This is a genomic window from Acidobacteriota bacterium, from assembly GCA_029861955.1.
GTDB lineage: Bacteria > Acidobacteriota > Polarisedimenticolia > Polarisedimenticolales > Polarisedimenticolaceae > JAOTYK01.
Map to the genome: position 1 here is coordinate 1 of JAOTYK010000001.1, position 22,037 is coordinate 22,037.

23 protein-coding genes are annotated in these 22,037 nt (G+C 62.9%); 11 read left to right on the forward strand and 12 right to left on the reverse strand.

The features are described from left to right. The 6 genes from OES25_00005 to OES25_00030 form a co-directional block, all read left to right on the forward strand. The coding region (locus OES25_00005; GenBank protein MDH3626019.1) for a hypothetical protein at positions 1-554 on the forward strand (554 nt) is incomplete at its 5' end. Positions 555-794: 240 nt separating this feature from the next. After that, positions 795-2,159, forward strand: a complete 1,365-nt coding sequence (locus tag OES25_00010) for a DUF1446 domain-containing protein (protein MDH3626020.1) — start codon at positions 795-797, stop codon at positions 2,157-2,159. Continuing rightward, on the forward strand, positions 2,159-2,536 hold the full coding sequence (locus tag OES25_00015; protein ID MDH3626021.1) for a hypothetical protein: 378 nt from the start codon (positions 2,159-2,161) through the stop codon (positions 2,534-2,536). The genes OES25_00010 and OES25_00015 overlap by 1 nt, the downstream gene beginning before the upstream one ends. Further along, positions 2,533-3,315, forward strand: a complete 783-nt coding sequence (locus OES25_00020; GenBank protein MDH3626022.1) for an enoyl-CoA hydratase-related protein — start codon at positions 2,533-2,535, stop codon at positions 3,313-3,315. Before OES25_00015 ends, OES25_00020 begins: the two co-directional genes overlap by 4 nt. 21 nt (positions 3,316-3,336) lie before the next feature. Next, positions 3,337-4,317, forward strand: coding sequence for a tRNA dihydrouridine synthase DusB (gene dusB, locus OES25_00025; protein ID MDH3626023.1), 981 nt, complete (start codon positions 3,337-3,339; stop codon positions 4,315-4,317). Between the two features lie 17 nt (positions 4,318-4,334). Beyond that, entirely contained in the window at positions 4,335-5,519 is a 1,185-nt protein-coding gene (locus OES25_00030; protein MDH3626024.1) for a M24 family metallopeptidase, read from the forward strand. Here the strand turns inward: OES25_00030 and OES25_00035 are convergent. The 3 genes from OES25_00035 to OES25_00045 form a co-directional block, all read right to left on the reverse strand. After that, a complete protein-coding gene (locus OES25_00035; GenBank protein ID MDH3626025.1) occupies positions 5,516-6,151 on the reverse strand; it encodes an alpha/beta hydrolase in 636 nt (211 codons plus the stop codon). The two genes, OES25_00030 and OES25_00035, sit on opposite strands and share 4 nt — an antisense overlap. A gap of 414 nt (positions 6,152-6,565) precedes the next feature. After that, positions 6,566-7,687 (reverse strand): A/G-specific adenine glycosylase, encoded by a 1,122-nt coding sequence (mutY, locus tag OES25_00040; protein MDH3626026.1) that lies wholly within the window; start codon positions 7,685-7,687, stop codon positions 6,566-6,568. After that, positions 7,680-8,024: a (2Fe-2S) ferredoxin domain-containing protein gene (locus tag OES25_00045; protein ID MDH3626027.1), complete on the reverse strand. Its 345-nt coding sequence runs from the start codon at positions 8,022-8,024 to the stop codon at positions 7,680-7,682. Before OES25_00045 ends, mutY begins: the two co-directional genes overlap by 8 nt. Before the next feature lie 92 nt (positions 8,025-8,116). Here OES25_00045 and OES25_00050 point away from each other — a divergent pair, with 92 nt between their 5' ends. Both OES25_00050 and OES25_00055 read left to right on the forward strand, forming a co-directional pair. After that, a complete protein-coding gene (locus OES25_00050; protein MDH3626028.1) occupies positions 8,117-8,305 on the forward strand; it encodes a hypothetical protein in 189 nt (62 codons plus the stop codon). 21 nt (positions 8,306-8,326) lie between these two features. Next, the gene (locus OES25_00055; protein MDH3626029.1) at positions 8,327-8,875 is read left to right on the forward strand and encodes an NUDIX hydrolase; all 549 of its coding nucleotides are present in this window, start codon (positions 8,327-8,329) and stop codon (positions 8,873-8,875) included. Here the strand turns inward: OES25_00055 and OES25_00060 are convergent. The 6 genes from OES25_00060 to OES25_00085 form a co-directional block, all read right to left on the reverse strand. Continuing rightward, positions 8,872-9,657 (reverse strand): SDR family NAD(P)-dependent oxidoreductase, encoded by a 786-nt coding sequence (locus OES25_00060; protein MDH3626030.1) that lies wholly within the window; start codon positions 9,655-9,657, stop codon positions 8,872-8,874. The two genes, OES25_00055 and OES25_00060, sit on opposite strands and share 4 nt — an antisense overlap. Beyond that, positions 9,654-10,718, reverse strand: coding sequence for a fumarylacetoacetate hydrolase family protein (locus OES25_00065; protein ID MDH3626031.1), 1,065 nt, complete (start codon positions 10,716-10,718; stop codon positions 9,654-9,656). Before OES25_00065 ends, OES25_00060 begins: the two co-directional genes overlap by 4 nt. A gap of 15 nt (positions 10,719-10,733) precedes the next feature. After that, a complete protein-coding gene (locus tag OES25_00070; protein ID MDH3626032.1) occupies positions 10,734-11,399 on the reverse strand; it encodes an OmpA family protein in 666 nt (221 codons plus the stop codon). Positions 11,400-11,472: 73 nt separating this feature from the next. Then, the gene (locus OES25_00075; protein MDH3626033.1) at positions 11,473-12,522 is read right to left on the reverse strand and encodes a rhomboid family intramembrane serine protease; all 1,050 of its coding nucleotides are present in this window, start codon (positions 12,520-12,522) and stop codon (positions 11,473-11,475) included. Between the two features lie 11 nt (positions 12,523-12,533). Next, the gene (locus tag OES25_00080; protein ID MDH3626034.1) at positions 12,534-14,573 is read right to left on the reverse strand and encodes a 3-hydroxyacyl-CoA dehydrogenase/enoyl-CoA hydratase family protein; all 2,040 of its coding nucleotides are present in this window, start codon (positions 14,571-14,573) and stop codon (positions 12,534-12,536) included. A 49-nt stretch (positions 14,574-14,622) separates the two neighbouring features. Then, positions 14,623-15,138 carry a hypothetical protein gene (locus OES25_00085; protein MDH3626035.1) on the reverse strand — a complete coding sequence of 172 codons (516 nt, stop codon included), beginning with the start codon at positions 15,136-15,138 and terminating at the stop codon, positions 14,623-14,625. 103 nt (positions 15,139-15,241) lie between these two features. Between OES25_00085 and OES25_00090 the strand changes: the two genes are divergently transcribed. The 3 genes from OES25_00090 to OES25_00100 all read left to right on the forward strand — a co-directional run bounded on the left by OES25_00090 (position 15,242) and on the right by OES25_00100 (position 17,643). Next, positions 15,242-16,093: a 3-hydroxyacyl-CoA dehydrogenase family protein gene (locus OES25_00090; GenBank protein MDH3626036.1), complete on the forward strand. Its 852-nt coding sequence runs from the start codon at positions 15,242-15,244 to the stop codon at positions 16,091-16,093. 13 nt (positions 16,094-16,106) lie between these two features. Next, a complete protein-coding gene (locus OES25_00095; protein ID MDH3626037.1) occupies positions 16,107-17,135 on the forward strand; it encodes a sodium:calcium antiporter in 1,029 nt (342 codons plus the stop codon). Between the two features lie 100 nt (positions 17,136-17,235). Further along, complete coding sequence (locus tag OES25_00100) at positions 17,236-17,643, forward strand: DUF4332 domain-containing protein (protein MDH3626038.1); 408 nt, start codon at positions 17,236-17,238, stop codon at positions 17,641-17,643. 38 nt (positions 17,644-17,681) lie between these two features. On the opposite strand, the gene OES25_00105 is transcribed toward OES25_00100, so the two are convergent. Genes OES25_00105 through OES25_00115 form a run of 3 tightly spaced genes read right to left on the reverse strand, consistent with a single transcriptional unit; the run spans position 17,682 to position 22,037 of the window. Next, positions 17,682-20,120 (reverse strand): DUF87 domain-containing protein, encoded by a 2,439-nt coding sequence (locus OES25_00105; GenBank protein ID MDH3626039.1) that lies wholly within the window; start codon positions 20,118-20,120, stop codon positions 17,682-17,684. A gap of 31 nt (positions 20,121-20,151) precedes the next feature. Further along, entirely contained in the window at positions 20,152-20,607 is a 456-nt protein-coding gene (locus tag OES25_00110; GenBank protein ID MDH3626040.1) for a GNAT family N-acetyltransferase, read from the reverse strand. 44 nt (positions 20,608-20,651) lie between these two features. Continuing rightward, positions 20,652-22,037 carry an NAD(P)(+) transhydrogenase (Re/Si-specific) subunit beta gene (locus OES25_00115; GenBank protein ID MDH3626041.1) on the reverse strand — a complete coding sequence of 462 codons (1,386 nt, stop codon included), beginning with the start codon at positions 22,035-22,037 and terminating at the stop codon, positions 20,652-20,654.

Genomic DNA, 22,037 nt, shown 5'->3' on the forward strand with positions numbered 1-22,037 from the left:
ACCGAGGGTCTCGCCGACGCAGTCGACGCAAGCGAATGCTGAAGCGCACCCCCGACCCGACGACGCCCGGTGTCCGGATCGATTCCACCTGTAATACGCTGGAAAGACTCCTAAGTAGGAGCCCTGGCGGGCTCGACCTGATCAGCGATGATCATCCGGCCTATCGCGCCGCCATCAACAGACTCAATCGTCGGTTCACATCCGGCACCCTCATTCGCCACTCGATACACGCCAACCCGGATCGATCGTCGGGTCGGAGCCGGGTCGTCGCCAAGGAACGGGATCAGGCGATGTTTGCCGTCGATCTGCTGCACAAGTTGATTCGGCACTGCCAGGCCCATCATCGTCGGGAAACCATCGCGTTTGGTCGCAAGAGTGCCAACGTAAACGGCAGGGCGATGCTCTTTGCGATCTGGCGAAACTTCATCAAGCGCATGACAGAGCGGAGGCCCGAGCTGATCTCGCCGGCGATGCGAGTCGGGTTGACCTCATCGCTCTGGACCTGGCAGGATTTCCTCGCCAAGCGGCTGTTTGCCGGAAGGATCTCGGGCTAGCCGCTTTCGGCGACGAGCTCGGCGCAGATCTAGCACGACGACGTCCGCGATAGTCGACACTTGAGCCCATCGACATTCAGATCCCGGGTCATGACAGCGCCACGCGTCGCGTGGCGTCGTAACTACAACATTCTTCGGGTCACGTTGGAATCGTCGGCTGCGCCCGCTATAATTCCAGCCTCTCGATGGCCTTCCCGGTCTCGAGTTCCCGGCCGCACAGGGTCGGCAAAAGGGGCAACCGTGTCCGAGGATCGCACGCTGCGCATCGCCAACGGGCAAGGCTTCTGGGGTGACTCGATCGACGCTCCGGAGCGGTTGATCGACGAGGGGCCCATCGATTTCCTGACGCTCGACTATCTCGCCGAGGTCACGATGTCGATCATGCAGAAGCTACGTCGACGAGACCCGGAGGCCGGGTACGCGACCGACTTCATCAACCTGATCCAACGTACGCTGCCGCGACTCAGAGAGCGTGGGATCCGTATCGTCGCAAACGCCGGTGGGGTCAATCCACAGGCCTGTCGTCGCGCGCTCCTCGCCGTTGCCAGAGAGCAGGGGGCGACGGGCATGCGTGTCGGCGTCGTGCAAGGCGATGACATCCTCGATCGTCTGGATGAGATCGTATCCTCCGGTGTCGCGCTGGATAACCTCGACGACGGTCGGCCACTCTCCGAAATCCGCGACGGCATTCTCTCCGCCAACGTCTACATCGGTTCGTTCCCGGTCGCCGACGCGCTGCGACAGGGAGCGGACATCGTCGTGAGCGGTCGTACGACCGATCCGGGGTTAGTGCTGTCTCCCTTGATCGCCAAATTCGGTTGGGGCAGCGACAATCTCGATCTGCTGGCGGCGGGTACCGTCGCCGGTCATATCATCGAGTGCGGAGCGCAATGCACCGGTGGCAACTACAGTCGCTGGTGGGAAGTCGAGGGTTGGGATCGTCTGGGCTATCCCGTCGTCGAATGCTCCGAAGACGGTTCCTTCGTCGTCACGAAGCATGAGAAGACGGGTGGGATGGTCACCGTCGATACGGTGGCCGAACAACTGGTCTACGAGATGGGCGACCCCCATCGCTACATCACCCCGGATTGTGTCGTCGATTTCACGTCGATCCAATTGGAGCAGCAGGGCAAGGACCGTGTGCGGGTCTCCGGGATCCGCGGAGCCGACGCGACCGAGACCTACAAAGTGTCGATCTCTTATCTCGAGGGGTACAAGGCCACCGGCCAACTGACGGTCAGCGGGCCCGACGCGCTGGCCAAGGCGAAGATCTGTGCGGAAGCCCTGTGGGGACGTCTTCGCCGGGCGGGGTACGAGTACGACGACACCATTACCGAGTACGTCGGTGTGGACTCGACCCACGGCGACATCTGCCCGACGGGATCCGTCAACGAGGTCGTGCTACGTGTCGGCGTGAAGGACGCCGATCGGCAGCGGGTCGACCGGTTCGGAAAAGAACTGGCGCCGCTTGTCACGTCAGGGCCGCCCGGTGTGACGGGGTTCGCCGGCGGCCGACCCAAGGCCACCGAGGTGTTGGGCTACTGGCCGACCCTGATTCCAAAATCGTTGGTGCACCCCGAGGTGACGGTCGAGGAGGTCGAGTGATGCAGGTTCCGCTGTATGCGATGGCTCATGCGCGCTCCGGCGACAAGGGCGATGGGTCCAACGTCGGTGTGCTGGCGTATGACGCTCGCGGTTACGAGATCTTGCAAGCCTGGTTGACCGCCGAACGAGTCAAGCAACACTTCGGCGGGATCGTGCTCGGCACGGTGGATCGATTCGAGATGCCCAACGTGATGGGCTTGAACTTCATCCTGCACGACTCGCTGGGCGGAGGGGGATCGGCCAGTCTCAAGACCGATGCCCAGGGCAAGACCCATGCGATGGCGTTGTTGCGTATCCTGGTTGAGGTCCCCGACGACTACGTACTACCGGATGTGGGAACCCGTGGGGCGATGGCACCCGGCGGCGAGTTGGGATGAGTCGCTACGAGACGATCCGAATAGAGAGCGAACCGAACGGCATGCGTCGTCTCGTTATGGATCGTCCTCCGGTCAACGCGCTCGGACGTGTGCTGGTCGACGAGATGACGGATGCGTTGGCGGCGCTGAGTTCCGATGACGATGCCCGCTGCCTGATCCTGATCTCCGCAGGAAAACATTTTTGCGCCGGGGCCGATCTCAAGGAACGCAAGACCATGACCGTGGACGATGTTCGGGCGTTCGTCCCGAAGTTGGCGGGGGTTTGCGAGGGGCTCGCGGCGTTGCCGTTCCCGTCGATCGCGGCGGTGAGCGGTGTGGCCGCCGGTGGGGGCTGCGAGTTGGCCCTCGCCTGCGACTTTCGTGTTCTGGCGGAGAGTAGCAAGATCGGTCTGCGAGAGACCGCGTTGGCGATCATCCCGGGTGCCGGTGGGACGCAGCGACTCCCGCGTCTGGTCGGAGCGGCCGTCGCCAAGCGCTGGATCTTCACCGCCGAGCTGTTCAGCGCAGAGGCGGCTCTGCGGGACGGCGTGGCGCAACTCGTCGCAACGGACGACGGACTCGCGGATGAGGCAAATCGCGTGGCGGGGCTGATCTGCGCCAACGGCCCGGTGGCCATCCGCCTGGCAAAACAGGCGATCGAGCTAGGGCTCGATCTCCCGCTCCAGGAGGCTCTGGCGTTGGAGTGGGAGCGCTATCAGAAGGTCCTCGAAACCCACGATCGGACCGAGGCTCTGGCCGCGTTCGCCGAGAAGCGGCCGCCCCGCTTCGAAGGACGCTGAGCAATTCGCTAGGATAGAGCGATGCTCCGCTACGGCAATCTATCGATCGACCCACCCCTGGTGCTGGCTCCCATGGCCGGGATCACCGATCGTCAGTTTCGATTGGTCCTCCGGCGTGTCGGCGGAGTGGGGCTTGTCACGATGGAGTTTATCTCGTCGGAAGCCCTGACCCGCGGCAACAAGCGCACGTTGCAGATGATGCATTACGTCGAGGAGGAGCGACCGATCTCGATCCAGATCTACGGTTCGGATCCGTCGCGCATGGCAGAAGCCGCCCGGGTGGTCGAGGGGATCGGCGCCGACATCTGTGATATCAACATGGGCTGCCCCGCCAACAAGATCCTGAAGGGATGTGCCGGCTGTTCGCTGATGTCCGACCTCGATCTGGCGCAGGCGATCATTCGCGAGGTTCGAGGCGCCATCAAGATCCCCCTCACCGTCAAATTCCGCGCAGGAATCCGCGACACCTCGCTGAACTATCTGGAGCTTGGCAGGATCTGTCAGGGCGAGGGCGTCGATGCCGTCGCGTTACACCCCCGCACCGCCAAGCAGATGTATCGGGGCACCGCCGACTGGTCGCGGATCGCACGACTGCGCGAGGCGCTCACGATCCCTGTGATCGGCAACGGTGACGTCACCGAGGCCGAGGACGTCCGGCGAATGATGCGCGAGACGGGTTGCGACGGCGTCATGATTGGTCGTGCGTCGATGAGGAACCCCTGGATCTACCGCCAGGCCCAGGCGCTTCTTCGCGGTGAGCCGGTCTACCAGCCGACACTCGAGGATCGTCACGACGTCATCGTCAGTCACTTTCGGTTAATGCTGGAGCAGGAGGCAGACCCGAAATTCCGCCTCCACAAGTTGCGGACCTTTACGGGTTGGTACACACGCGGACTTGTCGGCGGAAAGCATCTAAGATTGAAGATCAGTGGACTAGATACTCCAAACGCATTCCTGGACGCCGTCGAGGAATTCTTTGAACAAGCCCGGGCGGCAGCGTAACCGGCAAGGAGAGGACGATGGATCTCGGTGCCATCCAGGAGGCGATTCGCGACCAGGGGCTGGACGGCTGGCTGTTCTTCGATTTTCATCACAAGGACCCCATCAGCTATCGCGTGCTCGGCGTCGACATGAACACCATGACGACACGACGTTGGTTTTACCTGGTCCCGGCCAACGGTGAGCCCACGAAACTCTGCAGCACGGTCGAGCCGACCCGGCTGGATAGTCTGCCGGGGAAGAGCGAGACGTATCTCTCGTGGAAGCAGCTCCATCAGCAGCTCGCGTTGATCCTGAAGGGTCGGAACAAGATCGCGATGCAGTATTCGCCGATGGGGAACATCCCGTACGTCTCCAACGTCGACGCGGGCACCATCGAGATGGTCCGTGCGGCCGGTGTCGAGGTCGTGACGTCCGCCGATCTGGTCCAGACGTTCGACGCCCTCTTCGACGCCGAGGGGTTCGCGAGTCACCGCGAGGCGGGCGAGACGATCCTGCGGATCAAGGACGACGCCTACGCCATGATGGACGCGGCCCTGCGGGCGGGAAAGAAGATCACCGAATTCGATGTCTGTTCGTTCATTCTCGACGAATTCGAGTCGAACGGCCTGACCACAGACGGCTCGGTCCCGATCGTCGGCTTCAACGATCATCCCGCGGATCCGCATTTCGAGCCGACCGCGGAGAACGCCTACACGCTGCATCACGGCGATACGATTCTGATCGACCTCTGGGCTCGCCGTCGTGAGCCGGCCGGCGTCTACTACGACGTGACCTGGTGTGGGTTTGCCGGTCAGGACCCACCCGACCTGTATCGCGAGATCTGGGATGCGGTCGTGAGCGGCAGGGATCGCGGACTGGAGTTCGTGAGAAGTCGATTCGAGCAGAGCAAGCCGTGCTTCGGATGGGAAGTTGATGATGCGACTCGAGCCGTCGTCCGTGACGCCGGCTACGGCGATGCATTTGTCCATCGCACGGGGCACAGCATCGGCGTGCTCGATGTCCACGGTAACGGTGCCAATATCGATAACCTGGAGACCCGCGACGAACGACGTCTAGCACCCGGAAGCTGTTTCTCGATCGAACCGGGGATCTATCTCGCCGGGCAAATGGCCGTAAGAAGCGAGATCGACGTCTTCATCACAACCGAAGGAGCCGTCGAGGTCTTCGGTGCGATACAGACGGACCTGATTCACGTCGGCTAGCGGTCGGAGAGGAGAGTCTCTGCGGAGTCGACGACGGCAGAGGCCGCATCTCGGGCCCGTTCCGGAAACAGATGGGTCGTGTTTTCGATGACCCGGATCGTTGCGGCCGGTTGCATTCCTTCCGTTCGCTGCCGGACCCGGTCGGGCGTCCCGAACTCGTCGTTTTCTGCCTGGACCACGAACAGCGGCCGTTTCAGCAAGGGGAGTTCGTCGAAGGGGTACTTGTCGACAGGAAGTCCGAGGGCGATGACGCCGCGGATATTGGCGTCGCGGATCGCATAGCCGATCGAGCACACCGCCCCGAACGAGAATCCGACCAGCAGCATGGGAACTCCCGGTGCCAGACCGCGAAGCCATGCCACGGCCGCCGCGATATCCTCGATCTCGCCGCGGCCGTCATCGTGGGTCCCTTCGCTCTCTCCGGTTCCGCGAGAGTTGAAACGGAGGGTCGTCATGCCGACGCGATGCAGTTCCCGATCGCTGTGAAAAATGACCGGGTTATGGAGCGTCCCGCCGTGCAGGGGATGGGGGTGCATGACCGCCGCAAGTGCGCGAGGTCGCTCGGCCACGCGGAGCGCCGACTCGAGCCGTATGCCGTCTCCCGGGATCCAGAGCTTGCGAACTTCCGTCATCCATCACAAGTAGCACCGACCGGCGGGACGCGACAAGTATTCATCCCGAAACCCATCTCGGCCGGCGAAGAGATCATCGATCCCCAGAAGGACCTACCGTCGAATCATGGATTCGATCTTGCGTCGTGTCTGCGGGGTCGCGCGCCTCGCACTGTGGCTCTACCTCCTGGCGCTGGTTGACCGGCCGTGGCACGAGCTCTCGGGCTGGCTGACACCACAAGTCGGCTGGTACGCACGACTCGCGACGGTGGTCGGCTTCGCCGTCGGACTGTTACCGCGGCGCGGGACGGTTCGTTGTGGGCACGCGCTCCTGGTGATTCTTTCGTGCTACCTGGTGGCTCTCTCACGAGGGGAGCTGTTCGTCTGGGCGACGACGTCCGCAGTGACCGCGTTGCTTGCGGGTCGGGACATCGTCTACGCGGTCCGGCCCCTACTCTTCGGTCGCCCCGTCGGAACAACGGGAGCCCTGCGGGAGCCCGATGCCGAGGACAACGCCATCAGCACCTTCGTCGTCGCGCCCGAGATCGCCATCGACCGAAGACCCGCGCGCGAGACCCAGCAGAGCTCTTCGACTCCTGACGTCCGGCCGCAGCGTAGGGACCCGACGACGATTTCGAGGGTCAGCCGACGATGCAGGATGCCGTGAGTCACGGTTCGTTCCACCACCATTAGGCGCGCGTCGAGGTCAAAACGATCCAGGAGATAGCGTTGCAACGATCCGGTCGCCGTGTCTTCGCCGGGGAGTTCGCAGGACGGAAGGTCCCATTCGCCGCGAAGCGGTCCTCGATCTCGGCGCTGCAGGAGGTATCGATCTCCCCGTCGAACGACCGCGACGCCGGCGCGGACCTTGACGGTGGCCCTTCGTTCGAGACGACGGGGAATCTCTGCGACGAGTTCCTGCTTTCTTGCGACACAGTCTTGCGAGACGGGACACGACGGACACTCAGGGTGGGTCGGCGAGCAGATCGTCGCCCCTAACTCCATCAGGGCCTGGTTCAGATCTCCGGGCTGCGGGCCCATGGCCCAGGTCGACGCGCGCTCCCAGAGCATCTTCTCTTCCGCACTCTTCGATAGGCCGCAGGCATCGATCCCCTCGATGCGGCTGATCACGCGACGCACGTTGCCGTCAAGAATCGGTTCCGGAAGACCAAACGCGATGCTTGCCACCGCACCCGACGTGTAACGCCCGATTCCCGGCAGCGCGCGAAGTGCCAGAGGATCCGATGGGACCTGACCATCGTGCCGGCTGACGACTTCCCGAGCGGCGCTATGAAGTTGCCGTGCGCGGCGGTAGTAACCGAGTCCGCTCCAGAGTGCCAGAACCTCGTCGACCTCTGCGGCGGCCAACGAATGCACGTCGGGGAATCTCGAGAGGAACCGCTCGTAGTAGGGGATGACCGTAGCGACCTGCGTCTGCTGAAGCATGATCTCGGAGACCCACACGCGATACGGAGCCGGTTCGCTCCGCCAGGGAAGATCGCGGGCGTGCTGCCCGTACCAGACGAGGAGCCGTCGACGCGGCTCCTCGTTATCCATCGGCGCCGGGCTTTGCAGGCGTTGCGTGTTGGATTCGTAGGCGCTCGACGGGGGTCCCGCCGATGAGGTGATCGTTGAGGATCTCTTCGACATCGACCGGGGTGACGTGGCCGTACCAGACCGCCTCGGGGTAGACGACGATCGTGACGCCGTCCTCGCAGGTGCTGAGACAGCCGGCGGAGTTGATCCGAACCTTGCCCTTCAGGCCGGCCTCGAAGGCCAGACGCTTGAGCTTGGCGTGGACCTCGCGCCCGCCACTGCGGACGCAACACCCCTTGGGGTTATCGGCGGCTCGTTCGTTGACACAGACGAATACATGACGTTCGAAGGGTGGCATGCTGGGATTATAGCCAGATGAAACGGCTGTGCTAGCATTGCCGGTCGTTCGAGTTCGTCAAGACAATCCAACCAAGACGCTGGAGATTCGAGATGCCCGCAGAGAACGCAGAGAGAGTCGGCAAGCGCGTCAGCGCCCTGAAGAGCAAGATGGCCGCCGCCGGAGATTCCTTGACCGGAGTCGACCGTCGCAAGGCCGCCAAGAAGGTCCGTCGCGCGCAGCGCAAATTCCGCCGAATCCACGTCCCCGCGCCCGAGGCCAAGGAAGAGTCCGCCGAGTAGGCTCCGGACCACGAGTTCGACATGAAACCCTGGCGCAGACTTGAGGCGCGGCGGGTCGAAGCTTGCAAGATCTTCGATCTCGACCACGTCCGTTTCGAACGACCGGAAGGTGTCGGTAGCGAGTGGTTCTACGTCGTCGAATCGATCGACTGGATCAACGTCATCGCGATCGACGACGACCATCGTGTCTTGATGGTTCGACAGTATCGCTTCGGCATCGAGGACTTCACACTCGAAATCCCAGGTGGGATGTGCGACCCGGGCGAGCAGCCGCTGGAGTCCGCACGTCGGGAACTACGCGAAGAGACCGGCTTTGAGGCCGACCGTTGGGACGACCTTGGGTGGGTGCATCCCAACCCTCCCATTCAGAACAACCGTTGCTTCACGTTTCTTGCCCGTGGACTTCGCCGGGTGGGAGATCCTCGCCCCGATCCCAACGAGGCGTTCGAGCAGATGGTCGTTCCACTCGCAGATGTTTCGCGCCTGATTCTCGAAAGACGCATCACCCATGCGTTGGTGCTGGCCGCGTTTCATCGCTACCAGCTCTTCGGCGAGGGTTCGGCGGGCTAGTCGTCCGACTTTCGCATGAGCGCGCGGGCCAGCAACGCGTCGACGGCTGCAGGGGACAGCCGGTTCGCGATGTTGAGGAAGCGAGCCTCGAGCGACAGCACTCTCTCGCGTCGTCTGGAGCCGGCCATCTTGACGATCGCACGGGCTACCGAGTCCGCGGAATGCCGACGTAGACGTTTCCGGTTCTGGCCCGGGCCCTCACGGAGTAGATGATCCTGGAAGCCCGTCTCGGTGGATGACGGATAGACGACGCCTACCGTCACGCCGGTCTTGCGAAGCTCGACACGTAGGGCCTCGGCGATCCCCGTGAGCGCAAACTTGCTACCGGAATAGGCGGAGTAGTTTGGGATGCCGCGCTTTCCGACGATGGACGACACGAATAAGATTCGACCGCTGCCACGTCGGACCATGTCGTCGATGTGCGGGCGCACTGTACGATAGACGGCGACGACGTTGAGATCGAAGACCCGCTCCAGGGCCTCGTCCGTCGTCTCCGCGAACCGAGCGTCCAGGCCGATGCCGGCGTTGGCGACGATCACATCGGGGGTTCCGATTCCGGTAAGCAAATGGGTCAGCGCGTCGGCGTCGTTGGTTTCCGTCAGGTCGGCCGCGAACGGGATGCAGTTGTCCTCTCCCAACTCTTTGGCGAGGGACTCGAGCGCTTCACGATTCCTTGCGACCACGACGAGGCGATCGCCGTTCTCGACAAACCGTATCGCGGCCGCTCGTCCGATACCCGCCGATCCACCGGTCAGCAGGACCAGGCGCCCGCCCGACTTCATTCCGCGTTCTCCGCGACCGCGGTGATCCGGACACGACCAATTCCCTCGATCTGGCCGATCGCCGTGTCGCCAGGGGTCAGCGGGCCGACGCCGGCAGGGGTTCCGGTGAACAGCAGATCCCCGCGTCGCAGCGTCATCAGCCGCGAGGCGTACGCGACCAGCTCATCCACACCGCGAAGCATCTGAGACGTGTTCCCCGACTGCCGAGTCTTACCGTTGACCTCGAGCGTGATCGCGAGTTCGCCGATATCTCCGGCCTTCTCACGGGAGATGGCGCTCGAGACCGGTGCCGACTGATCGAAGCCCTTGGCCTGTGCCCAGGGTTGTCCCTTGTCCTTTGCCTCCGACTGCAGATCGCGGAGAGTCAGGTCGAGACCCACCGCGTAGCCGGCAACGTGTTGCAGGGCATCCGCCTGCGGGATGCTCTTGCCGGTGCGCCCGATGACGACGACGAGTTCGACCTCGTGGTGGATCTGCCCGAACCCGTCGGGAAGACAAACCTCGGCACCGTCTGCGGCCAGCGCCGTCACCGGCTTGAGGAACATGACGGGTTCCGAGGTCGTGTACCCCATCTCCTTGTTGTGTTCCGCGTAGTTCCTGCCGATGGCAAGAATCTTCCCGACGCGCAGTCGTTCGCCGGTGTCCTCGATCTGGATCGTGTCCGGCGGAGCGGTCTTCGTCCCCGGTTTTCCCGACCACAGCCGCCAGGTCCCAGTTCCGGTGGCGAGCAGGCGATCACGATCATCGACCACCTCCCCGGCGGCGAACGCAATGCTCCGTCCGCGTCGTACGACCCGCCCGCGAGCGGTCAGACGACCGTCGACCGGACCGCGCAGGAACTCCGTGTTGAGCGAGAGCGTCGCACACCACCACTCACTCGGCATCGACGAGATGACCGCCGCGCCGAGAGCACTGTCCAGCAGGCTTGTCATCACGCCGCCATGAGCGACACCCCGCAGATTCAGGTGGTGAGGCAGAAGCTCGAGGGACACCTCCGCCTCGCCATTCCCGCGCCGGGAGACAGTGGTCCCGATGAGCTCGTTGAACGGAGGGATCTGCATTTAACCGAATGGGTCCTAGCGAACCTTGGCCTTGAGCAATAGGTCCACTCGGCGGTTCCTCTCTCGACCCGCGGTCGTCGAGTTGTCATCGACGGGATGGGACTCGCCATAACCCAGCGACGTGATGCGGGAACTGTCGATGCCATTCTCCATCAGGTACCGTGCCACCGACTGTGCACGTCTCTCCGACAGTCCCTGGTTATGCTCGTCGCTACCGGTCGAGTCGGTATGTCCCTGGGAGATGATGGCCGTCTTCTTATACTCGACGAGTACGGCGGCGGCCTGCTCCAGCGCACTGTAGGAACTGCCGCTGAGCTCGGCGGAGTCGACGGCAAACAGAATGTCCGAGTCGAAGCGAACCAGAAGTAGATCCTTGTCTTTCCGCTCAATCGTCGTTCCGGGGATCTTCGCCAGTTTCTCTTCCTGGTTGTCCATGTAGGTTCCAACGCCGGCTCCCACGCCGGCGCCGATGGCCGCACCGGCGAGGATCTCGTCCAGTTCGCCCTCGCCAAGCACCGCACCCAGCACGGCACCGCTGGCGGCACCGATGGCCGCACCTTTCTTCATCTTGTCTCGATCCGTCGTGTGTTCTTCGGTTGCGGCGGAAAAGAAGGCGCAACCGCTGGAGGTAAGTACCGTCGCTGCGACGACGAGGACCAGAAGGCGAGAGATAGTACGCATGATGAAACTCTCCGTGGAAGATCGGTGGGCGAACTCAGGTTCGATCAACGATAGGGTGGGTGGATCGACAAAATCAAGGTATTCCCTGGGATACTTGTTGCGCCAGTTGGGCTGCAAAGTAAAAGGCCGTGATGGTCACGATCACACCGACCACCGCCAACGCTGCCCATACCGCACGGGACGTGCTTCCGCGTAGTCGACCCGGTTTGACAAAGAACCCGAAAGCACCACCGGCCAGAAGCCCACCCAGATGGCCGAGATGATCGATGCTGCCGACGAAAAATGTGATCACCAGAAGAAACAGCGCCATCCGCCACAGCATCGCCTTGACCGCCGACCAGATGGCGCCGCCTTCGCGGTAGCCGTAGGCGATGAGGAATCCCATCAGCCCCAGTAGGGCGCCCGAGGCACCGACCGTCGGTGCCCATCCGCCACGGACCAGAAAGCCGATGTAGGACTCGCTCAGCGTGGCCCCGGCAACGCCGGAAACCAGGTAGACGACCCAGAAGCGGTCCGTCTCCAGCAGGTCCTCGATCGTCGGGCCGAGGTTCATCAGGAACAGGGTGTTCATGAAGAGATGGATCAGTCCGCCGTGGATGAAAATGGGGGTAATGAGACGCCACCACTCACCGCCGGAGACGAACCCCTCGGCGATCAGGTGGGGTTCGCCGAGACCGGCACCGAATCGCATCAGCAGCTCGATATCGAAGCCACCGAAGATGCCGCCACCATTTCCACTCCGGATCTGGCTCATCAGCATCAAGACGAACCAGAACCCGTTGGCCAGCATCAGGAGCGAGGTCGCGCGGGAGATTCCCGGGAACAGGTTGCCGACGATACGACCGGCTCCGGGTCGGCTGGCACCGCGACGGATTTGCTCGCCGCACTCGGGGCACGTCGATGCGCTCCGCGGCACCAGCGCACGACACTCGGTACACATGCGGTGTTTGCCCTTGGCGGACCGAAACAGCATCTCTGCCTGGACGCCGGACTCTGCGGCCTTCAATCGGCGTTGACGCCACTTCCAGCGGAACCGCGTGCCGTTGAGTCCCAGAAGGTCCAACAGCTTCGCAAGGCTCTCGACGATGGAATCGAGGATTCCGCCGCGTGGTTCATCGTCCATGGCAGCCGCCTCTAGTGGCCCTTGAACTCGGGTCGTCGGCGACCGAGCGACGACAGGCCCTCGTACGCGTCCTTGGTGGAGAAGATCGTCTCCAACTGGTCGAGTTCCATCTGAAGTCCGTTCTGAAGCGTCGTCTCCAGTCCGCCGTCGATCAGCTTCTCTGAGATCGTGAGCGCGATCGGAGCCTTGAAGCCGACGCTCTTGGCCGCCTTTGCCAGGGACTTGTCGTCGTTGACCTCGACCTCTCCGGACCGCAGCGCATCGACGCTGTTCGATTCAAAGAAGTTGCGTAAACTCTCATAGGGTTCCGGTCGTTTCTGATCCTCCAGGCAGGCGGCGTCGTGGATGACACGCTTGATCGTGGAGTCGATCTGTCCGTGGGGTACGACCTGATCGACCAGACCGATCTCGGCGGCCGTTCTGGCGGGAACCATGGCACCGGAGAAGATCAGCCACTTGGCGAGTCCCTTGCCGACACGACGCGTCGATCGTTGGGTCCCACCCAGGCCTGGGTAGATGCCGATTCCCGTCTCAGGGAACGCGAACATCGCCTTCTCCGAGGCGATGAGGTAGTCGCAGGCCAGGGCCAGTTCGAGACCGCCACCGAGGGCCAGGCCGTCGAGACGGGCGACGACGGTCTTCTCGCACGCGTCGATCGAGTTGAGCAGGATGTGCCCGGCCTTCGTGAATGTGGCGATGCGTTCCAGATCGCCTGCGTCCATGTTGCGAACGAAGAAACGAATGTCGGCGCCGGCGATGAAGGCCTTCCCGGCACCGGCGATCACGATCCCGCGGATGTCGTCGCGATGCGAGACGTCCCGAAAGGCCTCCGTCAACTGACCGACGACGGCCTCGTTCAACGCGTTCATGGCGTCCGGGCGATTGACCGTCAGGGTCGCAATACCCGCGTCGACGTCGGTCTTGACGAGACGAAACTCGAAGGGCTTTCCCGACTCGACCTGTTTAGTGAGGACCGTCGGTGTCTTCAGGTTCCATCGTTCGCAGAGGGCGTGGACATCCTTCATCGCGTCGACGACACCGACCCGATTCATCAACTGAAACGGTCCGCGGGGCCATCGCAATCCAACCCGCGCGCCGATATCGGTGTCCTCGATGGAACTGACTCCTTCATCAACCAGCGCACCGGCCACGCAGAACGTGACTCCGAGCATCCGGGAGGAAACCGCCTCGAAACGTCCCTCGTCCGCGTCGCCCTCGAGTTTCCAGTGCTCTCCGCTCTCGACCTGCGCCCGAAGTCGATCGTCGGGGGCATACAGAGGTCCGAACTGTTCGCCGAGGGTGGTCGCCGCATGGAGTGCGATCGGGACACCTGTCACGTTCATCAACTCGAACGGACCCATTCCTACGCTGAAAGTCTTCTTACACGCCGCCTCGATTGTGGGGATGTCGGCGACATCCTCCGCAAGGAGACGAACGGCCTCGTTTAGCCACGGTACGAAGTAGCGGTTCACGACGAAGCCCGATGCGTCGGCAGACGCGATGGGAGTCTTGCCGATCTGTTCCTGTAACGACCACGACCGCGATGTATGGATCGGTGCGGTCGCGGGGCCGGGGATCACCTCGACGAGTCGGTTTTTTGCAGGATGGTAGAAGTAGTGCAGTCCGATGATCCGCTCGGGATGGGTTGCATCGCGGGCCAGGTCTTCAACGAGAAACGACGAGGTGTTGGTCGCGAGGATCGTATCGGCGCGACAGACGGACTCCAGTCGGCGGATGACGTCCTTCTTGACGCCGAGATCCTCGAATACCGCCTCGACGACCAGGTCGACGTCGGCCAGATCGTCCCAGTTGGAGGTTCCCTTGACCCTCTCCCGGATCGCTTCCGCCTGATCGGGTTTGAAGATCTTTCTCTTGACGCCTTCGGTCAGCGTGTCCTGGATAATGGTCAGACCGCGCTGGACCTTTTCGTCGTCGATGTCGACCAGGACAACCTCGAAACCCTCTGTTGCCATCTTCTGTGCGATCCCGCTGCCCATGTTGCCGGCACCGATCACGGCCAGTTTCTTGATCTCGCGTTGAGACTCCGTCATCACTTCCTCGCTGAATGAATCGAACCGATTTTGGTTAGAAGTTCACAGTCTAGCAGGCAGCCAGCACCACCGCGGCGACGAACAGGACGAGCGCTGGCCACCATCCGGAGCGCGGTTTTGCGGCGAGTCCGGCAAGCGTTGCGGCCGAGGTTGCAAGAAGGACCGACAGAGCGACGAGAACGTAAATCCACCCCCGTTCGCCGCCGGCCAGGGCCGGGAGAAGAAGCCCGATCAACAGGGCCAATCCACTCCAGGGCAAAGACCGCCCGGCCCGTCGGGAGGCGGCCCTGCAGGCCGGTTCGTCCTGCTCCAGCCGGATGGCCCCCCGCAGGCGAAAGAGGTCGCCGAGAAACCGAGAGCCGGTGAGAACCCAGGCCACGGCATACAGGCTGGCGGTCCTACCGTCGGGATACCGTTCCGGAAACAGGGAGGTCACCAGGAGGCCCCAGGCCACAAGCGCGACCATCGCGACCAACAGTCGCGTTCGGGTGAACCGTTGCAAACTGCGCGCGATGGTGAACTGGGTCACCAGCACGACGAGCGCCAGGCTGACACTACCGATCATTCTGCGTCTCCGGCATCGTAGAACCCTATACCACGGGTCTAGCCGTCGACGTGACGACTGGTCTATCCTGCGCCAGGATCGTGAAACGCTCTTGGAGATGACGATGGATCAGAATCGTGTCGTGGTGATTGGAGCGGGGACCATGGGGCACGGCATCGCCCAGGTGGCTGCCTCCGCAGGTCTTCAGGTGGCGCTCCACGACGTCTCGTCGGACCGAATCGAAGCCGGTCTTGCCGCAGTTGAACGGAATCTGACCAAGGGCGTCGAGAAGGGCAAGGTGCAGCCCCAGGATCGCGCGCAGACGCTGTCGCGATTGACCGCCGCGCCGGATCTATCGATGGCCGAGGGCTGTGGGCTGGTCGTCGAGGCAGTGCCCGAGGATATCGGCCTGAAGAACGCTCTGTTCGCGCGACTGGACGAGATCATCGATGCCGATGCAATCCTGGCCAGCAACACCTCGTCGCTCTCGATCGCGTCGATCGCAGAGGGTACGAAGCATCCGCAGCGGGTCATCGGCATGCATTTTTTCAACCCGGTTCACATCATGAGCCTGCTGGAAGTCGTCAAGACCGATCGGACCACTCCCGACGTGTTGGAGCGCACCCTCGACTACGGACGACGATTCGGGAAGGAGCCGATCGTTGTCGTCGACTCGCCGGGGTTTGCCTCCTCACGACTCGGTCTCGTGCTGGGGCTCGAAGCGATGCGAATGTTCGAGCAGGGTGTGGCAAGCGCCGAGGACATCGACAAGGCGATGACGCTGGGTTACCGCCACCCGATGGGTCCCCTACGGCTTACGGATCTGGTGGGTCTCGACGTCCGACTGGCGATCGCCGAGCATCTCCATCGCGAGCTGGGGAGTGAGGCGTTCCTACCTCCACAGATTCTGCGAGACTACGTCGATAGCGGGCGCCTCGGGAAGAAGAGCGGTCGCGGTTTCTACGACTGGCCATGATGGGAGTTTGAACGTGGACCATCTACTCCCGCCGGACTGGTTTCTGACGCAGTCCCAGTGGGTTCTTCTGGCGGTCGCGGCCCTCGCGATGGTGGTCCTGTTGCGAGGCGCGGACCTGCTCGTCGACGGGGCGGCCGGCCTGGCGGCGCGCTTCGGCGTACCGGAGGTGATCATCGGCGCGACGGTGGTCTCGCTGGGGACGACCAGTCCGGAGGCGGCGGTCTCCGTGATGGCCGCGTGGTCCGGGGAGCCCGGCCTGGCTCTCGGTAACGCGATCGGATCGATCGTCGCGGACACCGGCTTGATCTTCGGACTGGGCTGCATGTTGGCGGTCATCCCCGCCAAGAGCAAGGTGCTGAGTCGGCAGGGTTGGATTCAGTTCAGCGCGGCCGCCGCGCTGGCCGTGTTCTGTTATGGCGCTGCGTACTTCCAGGGTGAGGAGGCAACACTCGGACGACCCGTGGGCGTGCTTCTCCTGATGGGTCTGATTGCGTACATCGTCTGTACCATTCGCTGGGGTCGCTCCGGTGCGGAAGAAGAACCGGTGGCCAGCGATCGAGGGTTGACGGTTCTGATCGCCATGGGAATCGGCGGACTGGCGATGGTCCTCGTGGCCAGTCGGGTGATGGTCCTGTCGATGATCGTGTTGGCCGAGGTGCACTGGCAGGTGCCGTCCGTGGTTGTCGCGGCAACGTTGGTGGCGTTCGGGACGTCGCTTCCTGAGCTGGCTATCGGGATCACCTGCGTCCTGCGTGGGAAGACCGAACTCCTCGTCGGCAACGTCATCGGCGCCGATATCCTCAACGTCCTGTTCGTCGTCGGCGCCTCGGCCGTCGCCGCTCCGCTGCCGATCCTCGATCCCTCGGCCGAGATACCCGACATCCTGCTGATCGTCCACGTGCCGGCAATGTTGCTGATTCTCGCCCTTTTTCGGCTCTTCATCCTACGGGCGACCCGGCAGGGGAACTTTCGTCGCTGGTACGGTGTACCGCTGGTGGTCTGCTACGTGCTCTACGTGGTGGTGCAATACGTCATCTCCTAGTCCGCCCGCTCCCTGACCGGTTTACGCGGCAAAAAACCTGGGCTAGACTTATTGGCGCACGGTGTTTACACGGATTGTTTGAAAACGGAATGGAGAGTCCATGAGCTACAAGATCGACGAAATCGAAGGGATCGGACCCAGCTACAGAGAGAAGCTGAGCTCCGCCGGCATCACGACCACCGACCATCTTCTCGACCAGTGTGCGGCGCCGCAGGGTCGCAAGACCGTCGCGGAGAAGACCGGTGTCAGCGAGAAGAACCTTCTCGGCTGGACCAACATGGCGGACCTCATGCGGGTCAACGGCGTCGGCCGACAGTACGCGGAGCTTCTCGAGGCTTCGGGTGTTGACACGATCAAGGAACTCCGCAATCGCAATGCGGAGAACCTGACGACCAAGATCGAAGAGGTCAACGCCGAGAAGAACTTGGCAAACGCCACGCCGGCGGCCAAGACCGTCGCTAACTGGATCGAGCAGGCCAAGACCACCGAGCCGAAGATCACCTACTAGCTAGTTCCTCTGAAGCTGATCCCATCGTGAAGATGGGGTCAGCGCCAGACGGCAACCCTGACGCCGTTGCTGGCTTCGCGGAAAGGCAGCCAGACGAGCCGGATGTCTCGGACCGTGACATCGGCACGACGGGGACGGAGCGCCTTGCTCTCGAGAGTCTCCGTCAGCGGATCCAGTCGATCTTCGAGAAGATCGATCTCGTCTTCCATCTCTCGATTCAGATCCTGAATCTTCTGTTGCAGATCTGCGGCGTTCTCTTGAGCGCGCCCCACGTCCTGTCCGGCACGCATCGAACGTCCCACGCCGCGGGCTGCGGTCGTCGCTCGTCCGAGAGTTCGTGTGCCCAGGGTCTTGCGACCCAGCACCGCCGACAGGAGCGTCGCGCCGAATGAGATGGCGGTCTGCATCTTCTGACCGGTGGCCTGTTCCTTCTCCCGTTCGATCGCTTGCATGGCGCGACGCAAACGATCGTCGAGGCGTTGCGCCCGCTTGGCGTATTTCTTCTGCAGCTTGTCGGTCAGCTCGGAACGATGCTGGCGGGAATATTCCGCGAGACGGATACGGAAGTCCGCCTCGCTCTCTTCGGGCTCGGATGCGAGCCCGGTCGACGGCGACACGAACAACGTGAGGTCGCGATTGCGGTAGAGGTAGTCGGAAAACGACTTGCGCCACCCGCGGTAGGACGTGGCACGGATCGCAGGCCCTTCGATCCCCTCGAAACCGGCGCCAGGTTCCGGTTCCTGCTCCAGGTCCTCGAGACATATATCGATCGCCTCGGCCTGTTCCCACTGCGGGGCCACACTGGTGCCGGGCAGCGGATGGAGACAGGCGATCTCTTCCGCATGCTTGAGCCGCTTGGTCTTGCGATCCAGGAACTGAACCCGTCCCAGCCCCACGAGGTGAGCCTCATAGACCAGCCGATCCTCTCCCAGAGGCACCTCGACAGGCAAGAACGCCTGCGGAACACCCTTCGAGAGCACCGGTCGTTGGCTCGGGAGTTCGGTGTCGTGGTTCACCTGATCCGGGCCGAGGGCGACGGGCAAGGCGACATGAGATGTCGGCGCCGTCTCCGTGGAGTCGGTGAGGTCGCCGATCTGTGAACGTGTGAGCGGTCCACGGAGGTAGGACATGGCCCATCGAGTGTTGAACAACTCCGGGCCCTTGCGATGCACGCTGTGGAGTAAGAACACGCGCTTACCCAGTCCGGAGAGGATCCGATCGAGATCGCCACGGTCGAAGCCGTCCCCTTTTCGGAGTGCCCCTTCGAGTCCGTCGATCACCCGCATCTTGTCTCGTTCCGTCTGCAGACGACCCAGGAACCAGGTTCCGGTATTGGAGAGCCCCTTGTAGTCCAGGTCGACGGGATTCTGGGTCGCCAGGACGACGCCGAGACCGTAGGCCCGTGCCTGCTTCAATAGGGTCAGCAGCGGCTTCTTGGACGGTGGTTCCGCCGTAGGTGGCGCGAAGCCGAAGATCTCATCCATGTAGAGCAGCGCACGGAGGCTGCTGGTACCCGGGCGACTACGCATCCACGAGATGGTCTGGTTGAGCAACAGCGAGACGAAGAACATCCGCTCGTTGTCCGGGAGATGGGCGATGGAGAGAATCGCGACCCGCGGCCGCCCCTCGGGGGTGTAAAGCAACGAGCCGACATCCAGGGGGGTGCCCCGTAGCCAGGCCTGAAAGCCGGGAGCGGCCAGCAGGTTGTTGACCTGCATCGCCAACGCAAAACGATCCTTCTCCGGATAGAACGTCTCCAGGTCCATCACACCGATGGTGCTGACCGGTGGCTGCTGGATGGCGCGGATCAACCCTGCCAGATCGAGTTTCACTCCCTGACGCCAGAGTTGCTCGAGTACGTTCGAGATCAGGATGTGCTCCCGCGATCGAAGCGGGTCCGCATCGATGCCGATCAGGCCGAGCAGACTCGCAGCGGTCGTCGAGACGCGCTCTCTGAACAGATCGTCATCGGCCCGGACCTCCTCGGAGGGAGCGGCAAACGACGAGAGGATGGAGATGGGCTCACCGGCATCGCTGCCCGGCGTGTAGATCTTGAAGTCAGCCGACGCCCGTAAGGCCCGGATCCGATCGCCGTCCTGCCCCCAGCCGGCAAGACCCTTCTTCCAGAGGGCCGCCTGTGCGTTCGCGAATTCGTCGACCGACAGATCCGCGCGTCGCGCGGCATCGCCGTCGACCCACGGACGGAACGATGGCCCATCCAGTTCAGGGAACGTCAGGAGGAGGTTTCCCATGTCGCCCTTTGGGTCGATGACGAGCGAGGGGATTCCGTCGAGGGCCGCCTCCTCAAGAAGATCGATGCAAAGCCCGGTCTTGCCACTCCCGGTCATCCCGACGCAGACCGCGTGAGTCGTCAGGTCCCTGGCGTCGAGGAGCAGCGGTGAATCGACGGTCTCGCCGCTGTCGGGGTCGACAGGGCGGCCGAGGTAGAACATGCCTAGTTTTTCGAATGCGGACAAGAGAAGCCTCCAACGATGAACGATGCTGGAATTATTCCACAGACTGGCTTCCGGCGAGACGCCCCAGGGCATCTGCGTCGATACGGAACACGTTCCAGCCTTCCATGTTCCGTGCGCCGAGCCGCTCGTAGAAGGCGATCGCGCTCTCGTTCCAATCGAGAACCCACCACTCGAGACGACCGCAATCTCGCTCCACCGCGATCCGAGCCAGGCGTACAAGGAGGTCACGCCCGATTCCGGCACCTCGCGCATCGGGAGTCACGAAGAGATCTTCCAGATAGATGCCAGGGCGTCCGAGAAACGTGGAGTAGTTATGGAAGAAGAGCGCGAATCCGACGGGTCGATCCTCGAGTTCTGCGATCAAGACCTCGGCATAGGGGTGTGGGCCGAATAACGTCTGCCGCAACGACTCCTCGGTAGCGACGACCTCACTTCGAAGATTTTCGAACTCCGCGAGTTCGCGAATGAAACGTAGGACGGTCGGCACATCGCCATCGGCGGCGAAACGGATCGTGAGCGGCGGGGCGACGGCTACGCTTCCTTGAGGGCCGTGATGATTTCCTGGATCGCCTGCTTGCCGTCGTTGAAGAACATCAGCGTGTTGTCCAGCGCGAACAGAGGGTTCGGGATACCCGCGTAGCCCGGGCTGAGGCTACGCTTGATCATCACGACCGTTCGGGCCTTGTCGACATCCAGGATCGGCATGCCGGCGATCGGGCTGGTGGGATCCTCGCGAGCGGCGGGATTGACGACGTCGTTTGCGCCGATGACGATTACCACGTCGGTCTGTTCGAACGCCGGGTTGGCCTCGTCCATGTCCTTCAGTTTGCCGTAGTCCACGTTGGCCTCGGCCAGCAGGACGTTCATGTGTCCGGGCATGCGGCCCGCGACGGGGTGAACCGCGTAGTTCACCTCGGCACCGGCAGCCTCCAGAAGCCCTGCCATCGTGTGAACCGCGTGTTGGGCCTGCGCCACCGCCATCCCGTAACCGGGGACGATCACGACCCGCTGAACACCGTCCAGCAGCATGGCGATCTCGTCGGCGGACGTGGACTTGATCTTGCCGGCATAGACCTCGTCGGCGCTGGGGCCGTCGGCCGTCGGCCCCACACCGACAAACAGAACGTTCGCCAGCGAGCGATTCATCGCCTTACACATGATCTGCGTCAGGATCAGCCCCGACGCACCGACCAGAGAGCCGGCCACGATCAACATGTTGTTGCTCAGCACGAAGCCCGTGGCTGCCGCCGCAAGACCCGAATAGGAATTGAGTAGCGCAATCACGACGGGCATGTCGGCGCCACCGATGGGGTATACGGACAGGACGCCGAGGAGGGATGCGGCACCGACCAGCGCCCAGAAGTAGGTCATGTTTGTGGGTTCGATCACGACCATGACGCCCAGGCCCAGAGCACCCAGGGCGATGATGGCGTTGAATATCTGCTGGCCCGGAAAGAGGGGGGAACTGCCGTAGAGTGTTCCGCGCAGCTTGAGAAACGCGATGATGCTGCCGAAGAACGTGACGCCGCCGATCAACGCCGACACGGCCGTCGCGATGAGCATCTGCATCGGCGTAACGCCGTCGCGCAACGCCAGCAGCAGGGCACTGCCCGCCACCAGGACCGAGGCCGCGCCGCCTAGCCCGTTGAACAGCGCGACCAGCTCCGGCATCGCCGTCATCTGAATCTTGCGGGCGACGACCAAGCCAATGGCTGCGCCGACGACGATCCCGGCCAGAATCAATTCCCAGCGAATGATGTCGCGGTTGCCGAGTGTCACGACGACGGCGATGAACATGCCGGCGCTACCCATCAAGTTGCCGCGAACGGCGGTTCTCGGATGGGTCAGTCCCTTGAGACCGAGGATGAACAGGATCGACGCGAAGATGTACGCGATGTTGATGAGAGAGGAGCTCAA

Coding starts and splice junctions, on each gene's coding strand:
- OES25_00015 (MDH3626021.1), top strand. CDS start 2,159: ATGCAGGTTCCGCTGTATGCGATGGCTCATGCGCGCTCCGGCGACAAG.
- OES25_00020 (MDH3626022.1), top strand. CDS start 2,533: ATGAGTCGCTACGAGACGATCCGAATAGAGAGCGAACCGAACGGCATG.
- dusB (MDH3626023.1), top strand. CDS start 3,337: ATGCTCCGCTACGGCAATCTATCGATCGACCCACCCCTGGTGCTGGCT.
- OES25_00030 (MDH3626024.1), top strand. CDS start 4,335: ATGGATCTCGGTGCCATCCAGGAGGCGATTCGCGACCAGGGGCTGGAC.
- OES25_00035 (MDH3626025.1), bottom strand. CDS start 6,151: ATGACGGAAGTTCGCAAGCTCTGGATCCCGGGAGACGGCATACGGCTC.
- mutY (MDH3626026.1), bottom strand. CDS start 7,687: ATGGATAACGAGGAGCCGCGTCGACGGCTCCTCGTCTGGTACGGGCAG.
- OES25_00045 (MDH3626027.1), bottom strand. CDS start 8,024: ATGCCACCCTTCGAACGTCATGTATTCGTCTGTGTCAACGAACGAGCC.
- OES25_00050 (MDH3626028.1), top strand. CDS start 8,117: ATGCCCGCAGAGAACGCAGAGAGAGTCGGCAAGCGCGTCAGCGCCCTG.
- OES25_00055 (MDH3626029.1), top strand. CDS start 8,327: ATGAAACCCTGGCGCAGACTTGAGGCGCGGCGGGTCGAAGCTTGCAAG.
- OES25_00060 (MDH3626030.1), bottom strand. CDS start 9,657: ATGAAGTCGGGCGGGCGCCTGGTCCTGCTGACCGGTGGATCGGCGGGT.
- OES25_00065 (MDH3626031.1), bottom strand. CDS start 10,718: ATGCAGATCCCTCCGTTCAACGAGCTCATCGGGACCACTGTCTCCCGG.
- OES25_00070 (MDH3626032.1), bottom strand. CDS start 11,399: ATGCGTACTATCTCTCGCCTTCTGGTCCTCGTCGTCGCAGCGACGGTA.
- OES25_00075 (MDH3626033.1), bottom strand. CDS start 12,522: ATGGACGATGAACCACGCGGCGGAATCCTCGATTCCATCGTCGAGAGC.
- OES25_00080 (MDH3626034.1), bottom strand. CDS start 14,573: ATGACGGAGTCTCAACGCGAGATCAAGAAACTGGCCGTGATCGGTGCC.
- OES25_00085 (MDH3626035.1), bottom strand. CDS start 15,138: ATGATCGGTAGTGTCAGCCTGGCGCTCGTCGTGCTGGTGACCCAGTTC.
- OES25_00090 (MDH3626036.1), top strand. CDS start 15,242: ATGGATCAGAATCGTGTCGTGGTGATTGGAGCGGGGACCATGGGGCAC.
- OES25_00100 (MDH3626038.1), top strand. CDS start 17,236: ATGAGCTACAAGATCGACGAAATCGAAGGGATCGGACCCAGCTACAGA.